The organism is Massilia sp. GCM10023247 (genome assembly GCF_042653325.1).
In the GTDB taxonomy this organism is placed as follows: Bacteria; Pseudomonadota; Gammaproteobacteria; order Burkholderiales; family Burkholderiaceae_D; genus Telluria.
On record NZ_JBHSIB010000010.1, the window covers coordinates 122,474 to 135,138 of the forward strand.

General features: G+C 56.0%; 11 protein-coding genes and 1 pseudogene. 8 read left to right on the forward strand and 4 right to left on the reverse strand.

Translation table 11 applies throughout. The features are described from left to right. Positions 1–149 precede the first annotated feature (149 nt). Both ACFPAH_RS09775 and ACFPAH_RS09780 read left to right on the forward strand, forming a co-directional pair. The gene (locus ACFPAH_RS09775) at positions 150–1,187 is read left to right on the forward strand and encodes a toll/interleukin-1 receptor domain-containing protein (protein ID WP_379744172.1); all 1,038 of its coding nucleotides are present in this window, start codon (positions 150–152) and stop codon (positions 1,185–1,187) included. A 114-nt stretch (positions 1,188–1,301) separates the two neighbouring features. After that, positions 1,302–1,781 (forward strand): annotated as a pseudogene (locus ACFPAH_RS09780) (AMP-binding enzyme); the annotation flags it as partial. 20 nt (positions 1,782–1,801) lie between these two features. Here ACFPAH_RS09780 and ACFPAH_RS09785 read toward each other — a convergent pair. Both ACFPAH_RS09785 and ACFPAH_RS09790 read right to left on the reverse strand, forming a co-directional pair. Next, a complete protein-coding gene (locus ACFPAH_RS09785; RefSeq protein ID WP_379744174.1) occupies positions 1,802–2,035 on the reverse strand; it encodes a hypothetical protein in 234 nt (77 codons plus the stop codon). Further along, positions 2,032–2,277: an alkaline phosphatase D family protein gene (locus ACFPAH_RS09790; protein ID WP_379744176.1), complete on the reverse strand. Its 246-nt coding sequence runs from the start codon at positions 2,275–2,277 to the stop codon at positions 2,032–2,034. The genes ACFPAH_RS09785 and ACFPAH_RS09790 overlap by 4 nt, the downstream gene beginning before the upstream one ends. A 422-nt stretch (positions 2,278–2,699) precedes the next feature. On the opposite strand from ACFPAH_RS09790, the gene ACFPAH_RS09795 reads away from it, so the two are divergent. Together ACFPAH_RS09795 and ACFPAH_RS09800 are read left to right on the forward strand one after the other, a co-directional pair. Beyond that, positions 2,700–3,740, forward strand: coding sequence for a hypothetical protein (locus ACFPAH_RS09795; protein WP_379744178.1), 1,041 nt, complete (start codon positions 2,700–2,702; stop codon positions 3,738–3,740). A gap of 141 nt (positions 3,741–3,881) precedes the next feature. Further along, entirely contained in the window at positions 3,882–4,679 is a 798-nt protein-coding gene (locus ACFPAH_RS09800) for a hypothetical protein (RefSeq protein WP_379744180.1), read from the forward strand. A gap of 243 nt (positions 4,680–4,922) precedes the next feature. Here ACFPAH_RS09800 and ACFPAH_RS09805 read toward each other — a convergent pair whose 3' ends face one another. After that, positions 4,923–6,038 carry a hypothetical protein gene (locus tag ACFPAH_RS09805; RefSeq protein WP_379744182.1) on the reverse strand — a complete coding sequence of 372 codons (1,116 nt, stop codon included), beginning with the start codon at positions 6,036–6,038 and terminating at the stop codon, positions 4,923–4,925. A gap of 84 nt (positions 6,039–6,122) precedes the next feature. Between ACFPAH_RS09805 and ACFPAH_RS09810 the strand changes: the two genes are divergently transcribed. From ACFPAH_RS09810 to ACFPAH_RS09820, 3 genes are all read left to right on the forward strand, one after another. Further along, positions 6,123–6,278 carry a hypothetical protein gene (locus tag ACFPAH_RS09810; protein ID WP_379744184.1) on the forward strand — a complete coding sequence of 52 codons (156 nt, stop codon included), beginning with the start codon at positions 6,123–6,125 and terminating at the stop codon, positions 6,276–6,278. Positions 6,279–6,600: 322 nt separating this feature from the next. Then, positions 6,601–7,719: an SIR2 family protein gene (locus tag ACFPAH_RS09815; protein ID WP_379744186.1), complete on the forward strand. Its 1,119-nt coding sequence runs from the start codon at positions 6,601–6,603 to the stop codon at positions 7,717–7,719. Then, a complete protein-coding gene (locus ACFPAH_RS09820; RefSeq protein ID WP_379744188.1) occupies positions 7,716–10,436 on the forward strand; it encodes a hypothetical protein in 2,721 nt (906 codons plus the stop codon). The genes ACFPAH_RS09815 and ACFPAH_RS09820 overlap by 4 nt, the downstream gene beginning before the upstream one ends. A gap of 178 nt (positions 10,437–10,614) precedes the next feature. On the opposite strand, the gene ACFPAH_RS09825 is transcribed toward ACFPAH_RS09820, so the two are convergent. Further along, positions 10,615–11,541 carry a LysR family transcriptional regulator gene (locus tag ACFPAH_RS09825; protein ID WP_379744190.1) on the reverse strand — a complete coding sequence of 309 codons (927 nt, stop codon included), beginning with the start codon at positions 11,539–11,541 and terminating at the stop codon, positions 10,615–10,617. A gap of 112 nt (positions 11,542–11,653) precedes the next feature. Between ACFPAH_RS09825 and ACFPAH_RS09830 the strand changes: the two genes are divergently transcribed. Next, positions 11,654–12,640, forward strand: a complete 987-nt coding sequence (locus tag ACFPAH_RS09830) for a 2Fe-2S iron-sulfur cluster-binding protein (RefSeq protein WP_379744192.1) — start codon at positions 11,654–11,656, stop codon at positions 12,638–12,640. Positions 12,641–12,665: the final 25 nt, after the last annotated feature.

Here is a 12,665-nt window from a genome sequence, read left to right on the forward strand (position 1 = left end):
CGGCTTTAGACAGAACGCCGATGAACGGTATGAGACCGTGCTGCAGCGGACTCTCTAGTTGAATCCGCGAGTGAACTCGACTTGCCGAAATGCTACAGCTGCTCGTTTCTTTACGCCCGCACGCCCACGTTTACGTTCGGAGACCATCTTTGAATAAATCCATCTTCATAAGCCATGCGACAAAAGACAAGGAGCTCGTGTCCGCCCTCGTAGAATTTCTCGAGAACGGCATGGGCGTTCCCGAAGCCGAAATTTTTTGCAGCTCTCTTGACGGCTACGGAATACCAACTGGCGAAAATTTTCTCGATTTCATCAAGTCGCAAATTCAAGAACCTAAGGTTGTCATTCTTCTCCTTACTCCAAGCTATTTCAAAAGCAATTTCTGCCTTTGCGAAATGGGGGCGGCGTGGGCGAAATCTCACAAGAAATTCCCAATTCTCGTTCCGCCGTTGACCTATGCCGACGTGAAAGATGTTCTCGCGTCAACCCAAGCGGCCAAGATAGACGATGACATAAAATATAACGAGTTGCGCGATTATTTGCAGAACGTGGTCGAACTGGTGCGGACTACAAACACGAAATGGGACACAAAGAGGAGGGCTTTTCTCAAAAAACTGCCGGCGCTGCTCGAAAAGCTGTCGGTCCCTAAGGAGGTAACGGCATCCGAATACGCGGAACTAAAGCAGCGATTCGGCGAGGCCGAAGCCGCGCTTCTCGAATATGATGCAGAAAATACGAAACTGAAGGAATACGTTAAGAAACTCGAGAATGTCAAAGACCGCGAAGAGGTAAAGAAGATCAAGGTGGAATCTGCGGACAATGGACGCATCGAGAGGACAGAAGAATTGTTAGAGGAAATCTCGGCAATGCGCCAAAATTTGGGTGGCGCCGAAGTGCTCAAGTTTATCTTATGCGACTACTACCAAAAGCCTTACCAAATAAATCATCGCGAATTCGGAGAAGCGTTCGCTCAAGCAGTCAGATATAACTTATTGACAACTGACGATGGCGATCGACCCAATTGGGACAACGCCAAATTGAAAAAATTGCGGAAATACTTGGATAAGTTAAGCCGTCTCGTCGAGACCGATGACGAAGGAGAGCTGCATGAATATTTCCGGAACGAATACAACGCCGAGCTAGAGCCCGATAACCAAGAATTTTGGGAGTTCCACTACGCGATTTAGCAATAAGCATGTGCATAAATAGTCGCCAAAGCACTCTCGCGATCTGTGCAAGAGGGGCAAGAGCGGGCCTGAGCAAGGGCTGGGCGCGTGATCCTCGACGAAGCGGACCAGCCGCTGCCGTTCGGCCAGTCCGGCGAGATCGCCGTACGTGGCCCGCAGGTGACGGCCGGCTACTGGCAGCGCGACGACGAGACGGCAAGGTAATGACGCGCGACGGCTTCATGAAGACCGGCGACATCGGCATCATGGACGAGCGCGGCTACACCCGCATCGTCGACCGCAAGAAGGACATGATCCTGATCTCGGGTTTTAATGTGTGTCCGAACGAAGGCGAGAACGTGGTCGCCCTCGCACCCGGGCGTGCTGGAAGTGGCCTGCGTCGGCGTGCTGGACAAGCATTCGGGCGAAGCGGTCAAGCTGTACGTGGTGAAGAAAGCCCCTTCATTGACTGTCGAGGCGCTGATGAACTTCTGCAAGGAAGAGCTGACCGGCTACAAGCGCCCGCGCCTGATCGAGTTCCGCGACACGCTGCCGAAGACGGATGTGGGCAAGATCTTGCGGCGCGAGCTGCGGGACGAGAAGCAGCCGGCGTAAGCCGCTGCGGGACTGGAGCGTCACTCGCGTTCGACGCGTGGCGCTCCGTCGTCCACCGAGAACGCCGCCAGCTGCGCCTGCCCCGAGTGCGCATTGCGCACATCGTCCAGTCCCATGAAACGCGCCTTCGCCGCTTGCGGCGTTATCTCCAGCAGCATGTAGCCGCAGCGGTCGCTGCGCCCGTACAGCATGTGGGGATTACGCTCGACGTTCTCTTGCGTGCGGGCCTGCGGCCGTGAACTCGACGTGATCAAGGTCCCGCAGAATTCGGGCGCGACGGTCGGATTCGAGGTCGACACTGGCCGCGAAAATCGCGCCGCAGCTCGCTCGCATAAAACGTGTGCACGTCGCCGGCCAGCACCAGCGGATTGCCGGCGCCGCTTTTCACCAGCGCGTCCAACAGGCGCCGGCGCGCCAGCGGGTAGCCATCCCAGCCATCGGTCCAGAATCGCCCATCTTCGGGCGAGCGTACCGGCACGCCGCTCGACTGTGCCATCGGCGTCTGGTGCGCCAGGATGTTCCAGCGAGCGCGCGAAGACGTATCAACAAAGCGCGAAGTTGTAGTTTCGTCGCGCCAAAGGCAGTCAAGCGACCTGGAGCGCGTAACAAAACTAGTTACTTGCTCTGAGAGCAACAACCTCATACACTGAGCCATTCCGACCGTCCGCTAGAGACCTATTTTTGAGAAACTCGACTTCGTTACCTCACGGATGCAGAGGAGCGATAACTCGACTGTCTAGAACGGCCCCTACGGACCGAACGCGTATCAGTTGATCAGTTGGAGTCTTTACCCTGTCATAGTCTGCTTAAAAAGTTGCTCCGGGCTTTTTCAATGGAAGTTCGCAAGCGGCGCGCCTCATACTCATCGAAACGCCGGACCATCTGGCTCGATTACTATCACGTATCACGGAAGAAATAATGGGAATCACAAACCACGGCCTAGAACTTATGGGATTTACTCAACTTCCTGACGGCGAGTCTATAAGCGGTGTTTTTAATAAACTATACATATTTAGTGTCGAAGGCTTGAACTTCGATGATGATGCACTAGCGCCAAGCACGGGCGCTATCGACGGTCAGACCTACCACATCGGCTTCGGCACGAAGCTTAATGCAATTTGCAACAAGTTGGTTGATGATGACTTCATTGACGACGAAGCGAAATGGGTGAAAGAAAATCAGGCATCTGCGCCATTCGCTATCGTCCAACTGGGCCCGACGGGCTTACATACAAGCAGCTCGCGTTACGGTATGGAGGTTAATGGCGAGCTTCATACTCACGATGGTTTTGCAACGGCACGTCAAGAAATAAAAGTAATGGAATCGGGAGTGATTCCACCACTATTAGCAGCGCTTGAGTCGACTTTTAGTGCTGATGGCCATAGGGTTCGATTCCGCTCTATAGCAGAGACATTTTATGGAACTTCACCTGATGGCCGTACAATTCATGACTTCAAGATCTCATTTAATGGAAGAATGATTGTTTCAAGAAAATTGACCGAACGTGATTTCGATGTAACCTTGAAAAACGCCATTCAGTTCGCATCAAGGTTAAACCCTCGAGTCGCAAGCTTTATGCACCTCGGATTCCAAGAGAAGGATCGGCTGAAGAAGTTTCTTAATTTCTTTCTCTCAATCGAAATTGAAACGCACGCGACTTTTAAAACGATTGAACACGAAAAGTGCTTAACCGATCTGATAGCATTTCCTTCTGATCAGATCAAAAACACGGTAAGTTCACTCTTCCTCGCGCAGCACAGCAAACTGAACTCCCTAAAGGAACGTTTTATTTGGTGCGTTATCTGCAAGTGGAAACATTTATCTGACCTTGACGTTGAAACGTTCAGCAAGCTGAAGAAGATTCGCGACGACATTGCCCATGGCAATATATCGGTGCTCCCTGCCGGGGCAGAACATGATGCAGAAGAATTTGTCATTAAGATTCAAGCTCGTCGTTGAGCGCTGCCTTCTAGAGGCGTGGAGGCGTGACTATATAAAAGACCGACCTTGGGTCTATTGAACGGGTGTCGGAAGCATTGATGAGGGAGCGGTGACCGAAGGCCTGTTCCGCAGGCAGCGCGCGCTAAGTCAAGTATGCCCATGCCTTCGTTCGACAGCCTTCTGCGCTGGCGTGCACCCTCGAGCTTAACGAAGAAAAACGCCACCGTAGGGAAAAGCGATTATCGTGCGGTGAAGTTCTTACAAGAAAAAATTACTGCTCAACTGGAGAACACGATGAAAAGATGCCAGGGAATCACTGAGCCCTTCTGGTCAACTCTTTCGGAAGACCATCGGCTCGCTTGGAAGTACGCCAGCAGGACAATTGGACTGGTCATGGCGCTTCTGATGACGCTTCTAGTTGCGAAGACCGGGAACATATATATGGACTGGGGTCTAACTGCGGTAACTGCGATCTTTCTTGTGATCGCGATTGAAACGCAGCGCTCGTACAGCAAACTGAGTCCACCCCTGCGGAAAGCCAACATCCGTATCCTTATTTTTCTGGGTAGCTGGGGTATCGCATTCATCGGTATCGCGTATTTCTCGCAAACAGCCTTTATCGCATGCGTGAAGGTGTTTGCCGGTGAAGTATGGCCCATTCTAGGCCTGAACCGCCATGTCTTAATTTCCTACGTCTTCATGGTCATCTTCGTGATCGGCGCACCGGTTGCAGTCATCAGGGTAATTCGCCAACTCAGCGTCGAACAGCTCATCTATCATTTGCCCCGGCAAGGGCTCAAGAGGATGTTCATGCGGAGACCATATAAAGCTACTTCGTTTGCGATGTTTGCATACTTCGAATTGGCCCTACTTGTGGTGTGCCTAATATATACCTCAGTAGTGGTAATGCTGGTAAAAAGCTTTCTGTTCATCGTTAGCGCGTTGTCTGGTGCGTAAGCTCTGGATTGCCAGGACATAGCCGAGCGTTTCGCCAAAACCGCCGTCGAGTATTTGACCATACTCGACGTCTCAGAGTGGACCAGCACCACAATCCGGACTGGCTCAGCACTGGACGTTAAGCTGTCTAGCGTTCCGCTGACGAGAACTGAGCAATCCATTGATCAAAGCGTTCATCTGGAGTGTGGTCGTAGTGCAAACCACCATTGAATCTGCCGGATTGCTAGCCCAACTGCGTCCACATCAGCTCACACCAGTAAATTCGTACTTCGCCCCCTTTTTCTGGTAAGTGACAACCTTGATGTCCGCCTTGCCAGAAATTGCCTTGCTATGGCTAGTCTTCGGCTCTCCAGGCAGGACCAGGTAGCGTCGCACCTCGAGTCCGAGCAGTTCCTCGATGCACTCTCCGTGGATGACCAACTGGCCGACCCCCGTGTACACGTCTGTCGTTCGAGCAGAGGTCTTTACCTCGAAGAGGGCGACCTTGGTCGGTGCGATGACAGCCAGATCGATGGCCTGCGCTTTCTGGCTGCTCCCTCTGCTTCGAAGCAGAAGTTCCAAGGCTCGGACGACCGCACCATGCTCGACGGTGCGCCTGCCGCCACCATGCCCTTTTGTCTGTCCCTCACCAGAATATTCGTCGAAGTAATCCCGTAGCGTTAGGAGGCGCTCTGCGGGCGACGTACGCTGTTGGCCGCTTCTATCGTCGCCATTTGCCCTGCCAGGACGACCAATACCGCGAATGACCGCTCCATCTGATGGTACTTTACCGGCGGAATGGCGCTTCTCATCTCCATGCAGTTCCTCACCGAGCCGAGTGGCGACCTCTCGAGCTTCCTCCGCGAACTTCCATAGCTGGTCGGCAAGCTCCGGGTCTTTCAACCCAGCAATTAGAATAACCCTCGAGGTCTTGCCGTTGTCAGCAGCCTCGACTGTCGCGGCTGCGAACTCGCGGAAGACCTTGTCCTTCGGAAGCCCCGCATTACCCTTTGTCAGCTTGCCGCGATGCGCCACGAAAATTTCGCCGCTGCCATCCTTTACAAAAGCGCCGGCCATACGCCGGTTATAGGTGCCAGCCGGGAAGTTCAACTGAACGGCTATCTCAATCCATTTCGTACTTCTTGGCTCTGCAGAGAGCACGAAATTCAGCAGTTTGTCCAAAGTGGTATGCGGCGACCAAGCACGGACGTTCGTGCCAGCCGGTGCTTCGAAATACACCGTCCCAGTGTGGTGGCCGGCTGGGTAGGTTATCTCACGGCTCTCCTTGTACTGGAAGGTCGCGCGCAATTGCTTCGCAAGTTGCTTATTCAATCGCGAGATTTCGGTGACATCTGTGACCACCTCGAATGCTTCGTCCACTGTTATTCCCTGCTGTCTTGGTTCCCTGAGTCTCCATCTTGCCAGAGGGAGGGCCGAGCAACCACATAGATTGGAAACTTTCCGTTGAACGACCACATCCTGTTGGCGGATTTGCCAATAAGTGGATTTGTAAGGGGGGCGATTGCGGCCGTTCAGGGCCGTCAGCAATCGGCCGAAGAGGACACTCAAGTCGACGATTTAGATAATCTACTGCGGCTTCAGTTCCAGAGCAGAGAATAATAGCTTTCGACTTTACGCCTGATCTCAGCTTAGATATTCTTGCACTTCGGCCAATAAACCATGCCAAAATAGTCATATCGGCTCTGGCTTGGAACTTCTAGGGCTGGAGACAAAACTCTCTATGAGGAACCACCGACGTGACGAGCATTGGAAAGAATATGCGAATTCTTTGTAGTAGCAACTTCGACCGTACAGTTAAGGCGAGGCATTGGCTTTGGGGCGGTCAGCGTTGAGTTCTATTCTCGCATCGTCTGCAAAGTCGCCGCCCCGCGATCGCGTGATTTCACTAGGGAGTGGCTTACCAGTCGTGCCGGAAAGGCTGTTGCTTGCGCACGCCCGTGGCCAAGTCCTTTTCATTGCTGGAGCGGGTGTGTCGATGCCTGCTGGCTTGCCCGACTTCCGCAAGCTGGTTGTTGATGTTTATGCGAAGCTTGACACTGGAGTACACACTGTACTTACAGGTAGCAAAGATGACGAAGCCGGCGACCTCAGTGGCTTGACCAGCCAGCAAATTGCTGAAGTTAAAAGGTTCAAACGACGGGACTACGATGTCGTACTAGGCATGCTCGAACGTAGGATCGACGACAAGCCCTCGGGTACCAGTCGCGTCAGGGCGACGGTCACCGAAGTCCTGCGTGCCGCAGGCACGAAACCGGCCCCTATTCACAGAGCGCTCATGCAACTGGCCGATCGGGGCGGCGCTTCCACTATCGTCACCACGAACTTTGATCTCCTGCTACAGAACGGTGCGAACAGGAAGACAAAGCTGCAAACGTACTCGCTCGGGGGGATTCCACGACCAGGACGAAGTAGCGAGTTCGCTGGTATTCTTCATATCCATGGTGCATTGGACCGGAATTCCAAAAGAATGTCCGATCTCGTCTTTACTGATCGGGACTTCGGCGAGTTCTATATGCGTAGGCGCACTGTGCCAGACTTCATTTACGATGCAGCTAGGCTGTTTCATTTGGTGCTCGTTGGCTATAGCGCCGACGACCCTCCCATGCGCTACCTTTTGAATGCCATTGCGGCCGATGGAGTACGCTTCGATGATCTCAAGGAGCGTTTCACGTTTGTCGGCGTCGAAACGCCGGACCCGGTCCTTGTCGAGGACTGGAAAGGCCGCGGCATCACGCCAATTGCATATGACAGTAAAGATCATCACCAATCGCTTCTAAATTTACTGGAGCGCTGGGCTGCCCTCTCCGCTGTAAACGGCAAGCCCGGAAAGGTTGATGCCGAAATTAAGCGAATCGTCAGGTCACCGAGGAGCGCTGCGGATGAGTCCGACCGCGATCTGTTCGACCACTTAGTTCGCCGTGGAAACACTAGCGACCGCATAAGGCTCTCTAGTTTAGCTTCTAAAGCTGGAGCAGACACCGGCTGGCTGGACGCCATCGCGGAAATTGCGTTCGAGCGAGAGAGCGAGGCGTCGATATGAAATCTTACTGGCCCTTGCTCAACGACAAGTATTCGGATGCGGTCCGAACGCTGATTGCGTTTCTACATGGGCGGCTTTCAGAACGGCACATTATCGATTGGGCGCTGAGAATCAAACCGCATGAAACCATTAAACGCACCGCTGTCCTGCAATCTCTAGAACGTCTAGCTGCGAAGCAGCTCAAGGATCCTTGGCTCTCAGCGTGGCGCTTGATTGAGGAGGGTTGGGACCGGGAGCCGCCACAGTCATCGGGAACCGTTGCCTACCGCGTCCAGCCGCGCATCGTTGCCGGCGAGCGCTCGGGCTCCCTTATCTCCGCTATCACCGATACAGTCCAACCGTGGCTCAAGGTCAGCGCTCGATCTGAATCATCTACTACAGTCACATCCAAACGCCCGCGCCGGGTTGAGGATCTCCTCCTCGCATCACTTAGTAGTCATAAGCTGGCCAAACTCGACATCTATCGGCTCGACAGCATCAAGGAGGTTGACTTCCTCGTCGCGCTTGGTGTCTCCCTCGACGGAGTGGTGAACTACGGCATCGCTCTAGGCTACAGGCTGGGATGGCAGGGAGACCACAAGTTCTGGCGGCTGGGAGGGCTGTACTACGCCGGCTATCGGGTAAAAAATGGGGCAGAACGCGACTGGGACGTGGACAAGTTCCATGAGGGGATCGCGCCGTCAGTTAAACTCCTTGACGCTGTCGTGAAGAGGATAGGAGCGCTTGATCCAGGAAAGGCTCAAGCGTTTGTATCCCGCTGGAGACAGATGTCAACTCCCGTTCACTTACGGCTTTGGGCCTCGCTTTCGCAGATCGCCGAACTCACGTCGGCGGCCGAATTGTCCGATACCCTACCACTACTAGAGGATCGTTCGTTCTGGGACATTCATGCATTCCCAGAGATCGCCGAGTTACGCGCGCTTCGCTTTAACGATGTTACAGAGGATGCACGGAACCGGATGCTGGTCCGCATCAAGAGAGGCCCATCCCGTACATTTTGGCCACGGAACTCGGATCGTGCTCTCGTCAAAAGAGCGCAGCAATATTGGTCGACACGCGAGCTGCGTCGCATCGAGGTAGCTGGGGGGCGGCTTCCAGCATCAGCCTCTAGTTGGCTGGCAGTCCATCTGCAAGATTTCCCGGACCTGAACAGCATGGATTCAGTCCAATTCGGATTTTTGTCTTCTGGGATCTCAAGATGGGTCGAAGTGGAGCCGGACGATCACTTCAGCGACCTTGGTGGCGAAACGCGGTTGCGCGCCCTAGAGGCGGCACTATCCTCTGTTAGCCGAAGTTGGAACGACGATCCCGCCGAGCGCGCATTCAATTGGATTCGGAGCGGTGAAAACGCCAGCTTGATTCTGTCCGATTTTGAGGCCACGCCGGGTGGCGGCGCCGAATTCCCTAACACTTGGGATCGTTTCGGCTGGTCACACAAGGCGCTGAATGGGGATAGAAAGGCTACTCTAAAAAACCGGCGTATGGGAGATCGCGTTCTGGCGCTGTTAGAGCTATTGCCGACCACTACGATCGAGCCAGCTATCGAGGGAGTTACGCACTGGATCTCGTCGTGGGAGCACATCGTCGCGAAATCGCCAGGACTTGCAGCCGTATGGATCAAGCTCTGGCCCATTGCGGTAGCGGTCACGAACAAGACAACCGGCGAGACGGAAACCATTGATCTAAACCAACTTATTGTAGACGGCCCCGACTCCGAACCCTCGGATCTGGACACGCTCAACACGGCTGCGGGCAGGCTGGTTGGTGTTTTCCTTGTGTTGTGCCCCAACATCCAAGGCGGTCGGAATCCATTCAAGAAAAGTGATTTGCTGCGCGTCATGCGTGACTCGATCATTGCCGCGGGCGGCAAGGCGGGCCTTATTGGACGGCATCGACTGATTGAAGCGCTTCCATACTTCCTAAAAGCTGACGAGGAATGGTCCAAACATAACCTAGTAACGCCACTGATCGCGAACGACGCGCAATCCTTAGCCCTTTGGCGTGCCATCGCGCGACGCACGCAATTTACTGATGTGCTGAAGGTAATCGGCCACCAGTTCGCGGACAGGGCGACCGATCGCCGATTGGGGCGCGAAACGCGAAGCTCCCTACTGTCCAGCCTTGTACTTGAATCCCTGCATGCATTCCGCGAAGGAAGGGATCCGGTGATTGCGAATGCGAAAGTCCAGCAAACGCTGCGCGCTGTGGATGACGAAGTGCGAGCCAATGCTGCACAAACGGTACAACGCTTCCTGAGCTCGATGGCGAGTAACACGAAAATTCAACCGCGGCAGTCCGCAGGCGAGGTATTTCATCTTGCCGTAGCGCCTTTCCTCAAAAACGTCTGGCCGCAGGAGCATTCGCTGTCCACGCGCGGCGTCAGCGCAGCATTCGCAGACCTGCCTGCTGCGTCGGGCGAGGCGTTTAGCGAGGCGGTCAGCGCCGTTGAGCGCTTCCTAGTGCCGTTTGATTGCTGGTCAATGTACGATTTCGGGTTGGGGGGCGACGTTGACGGAGTTCCTCAGCTCGCATCGATTAATACGCCAGAGATGGCAGCCGCACTCCTGCGTCTGCTGGACTTGAGTATTGGCACGGCTGAGGGCTCAGTAGTCCCTATGGACCTCGCTGAGGCACTCGATCGAATCCGATCAGCGGCCGGGAGACTTGGGCAAGATCCAGCATTCCGGCGGTTGGAGACCGTTGCGCGTCGGCGATAGGTAGAAGTCTTATAGGCTGCGTTGCTTTCCTGGTAATGTTCTTCCCGGTAATAAGGTTTGACTATCGGGAGGGCGGCTAGAGGTAGGGGAAGGCCAACACCTGTGTCCACGCGTAACGTATGCGCCAAAGAGACGCATGCTTTACGCGTGGGCGGAGCCTGCGCGGCCCGGCCACACCCTACGCGGCCGCGAAAGCGTTCTTCCCGTCCGCAAACGTCTCGAAAATCAAACTGCGCAACCACTTGTTCGCCGGGTCCTTGTTGAAACGCGCGTGCCAGAACAGGTTGATGTTGATCTCGGGCAGCGCCAGCGGATGCTGGACGTAGCGCAATCCGAACGGTTCGGTGCACGCCATCGCATAGCGCTCGGGCACGGTGGCGATCATGGTGCTCGAGGCCAGGATATGCCCGACCGCGACGAAGTGGGGCACCGTCAGGCAGACCGAACGCTGCACGTTGAGGCGCTCCATGGTCAAATCCACGATCGCGTGCCCGGTGCCGCTCGAGACCACGACCACGTGGTCGGCGGCCTCGAATTCCTCCTGCGTGATCGATTCCTTGTCGAGCGCGTGCCCGGCGCGGAACATGCACACATAGCGCTGGCGGAACAGGCTGCGCTGGAAATATCCCGATTTCAGTTGCGGCAGCAGGCCGATCGCCAGGTCGATCTGGCCCGATTCCATCTCGTCCTGCAGGTTGACCGCCGCGTTGCGCACGGTGCTGACCGAGATTCCCGGTGCGGCCGCACGCAGGGCCGCCATCAGCTGCGGCAGGAAATACACCTCGCCGATATCGGTCATGCCGATCTTGAACTTGCGCCGGCTGGTGGCCGCGTCGAAGTGGCTGACCTCGTTCAAGGAATCGTGGATCGTCGACAGCGCATAGCCGATCGGCTCGGCCAGGGTGCTGGCGTAGGGCGTCGGCTCCATGCCGCGCGTGGTGCGCACGAACAGTTCGTCGCCGAGCAGCAGGCGCAGGCGTTTCAGGGCATTGCTGACCCCGGGCTGGGTCATGCCGAGCGCGTCGGCCACCTTCGACATGCGGCGATGGAGCAGCAACTGGTGAAACACCAGCAGCAGATTGAGGTCGATATCCTTGAGTTGCATGGCTTCCTTACATTGCTGCCAGTGATGTGAAGTATTCGGGACTTTCTATATCGTTATATTAATGGCGTTTCTATACTGAGGGCACTTAATTTATGCATAGAAGATGCCTGCCATGGAAATTGTCGTGCAGCCCCTCGGACGCAAGCTCACCGTCGACGCCGGCGCAAACCTGCTCGACGCCCTGCGTAACAACCAGATCCCGATCTCCTACAGCTGCACCGCCGGCCGTTGCGGCACCTGCCGCTGCAAGGTCGTGCGCGGCGACGTGCTCGAGACCGGGCGCGAATCGAAGATCACCCATCCCGAAGACGAGGGCTACATCCTCGCCTGCATGAGCGTGGTCGCCAGCGACTGCGTGGTCGAAGTGCCGGAACCCGACGAGGTCGTGGTGCACCCGGCGCGCATCATCAAGGCCACCGTCACGGCGATCGAAACGCTCACCCACGACATTCGCCGCCTGCGTTTGAAACCGGCCAAGCCGCTGGAATTCTCGCCCGGCCAGTACGCCAACCTGCAATTCACGCCCGATCACATCCGCCCGTATTCGATGGCGAACGTGGCCGGCAGCGACGAACTCGAATTCCACGTGCGCCTGGTGCCCGACGGCCGCGTCACCGGCTACATCGAAGAGACGCTGAAGGTGGGCGACGCGGTGCGCGTCAGCGGCCCGCTCGGCACCGCCTACCTGCGCACCAGGCACGAAGGCCCGATGCTGTGCGTGGCCGGCGGCACGGGCCTGGCGCCGGTGCTGTCCATCGTGCGCGGCGCGCTGGCGCGGGGCATGACCAACCCGATCCACCTGTATTTCGGCGTGCGCGGCCCGCGCGACGTCTATGGCCTCGAATGGCTCGAGCAGTTGCGGCGCGACCATCCGAACCTGCACCTGCACGTCGTGGTCAGCGCGGGCAACGACAACCCGGCCTGGCGCTCGGGCCTGGTAACCGAGGCCTTCAACGGGGACTGGCCCGACTTTGCCGGGTGGCGCGCCTACCTGTGCGGCGCCCCGCCGATGGTCGAGTCGGCCGCCATGATGATCAAGAAAAAGGGCATCGCGCCCGAACACGTCTACGCCGACGCCTTCTATCCGAGCGGCCTGTAGCCGTCGGGACCGGGGCGTGAGGCCT

Excerpts from the sequence above, each read along its gene's own strand:
- ACFPAH_RS09800 (WP_379744180.1), top strand. The coding sequence starts at position 3,882 with ATGCCTTCGTTCGACAGCCTTCTGCGCTGGCGTGCACCCTCGAGCTTA.
- ACFPAH_RS09820 (WP_379744188.1), top strand. The coding sequence starts at position 7,716 with ATGAAATCTTACTGGCCCTTGCTCAACGACAAGTATTCGGATGCGGTC.
- ACFPAH_RS09825 (WP_379744190.1), bottom strand. The coding sequence starts at position 11,541 with ATGCAACTCAAGGATATCGACCTCAATCTGCTGCTGGTGTTTCACCAG.
- ACFPAH_RS09830 (WP_379744192.1), top strand. The coding sequence starts at position 11,654 with ATGGAAATTGTCGTGCAGCCCCTCGGACGCAAGCTCACCGTCGACGCC.
- ACFPAH_RS09795 (WP_379744178.1), top strand. The coding sequence starts at position 2,700 with ATGGGAATCACAAACCACGGCCTAGAACTTATGGGATTTACTCAACTT.
- ACFPAH_RS09790 (WP_379744176.1), bottom strand. The coding sequence starts at position 2,277 with ATGGCACAGTCGAGCGGCGTGCCGGTACGCTCGCCCGAAGATGGGCGA.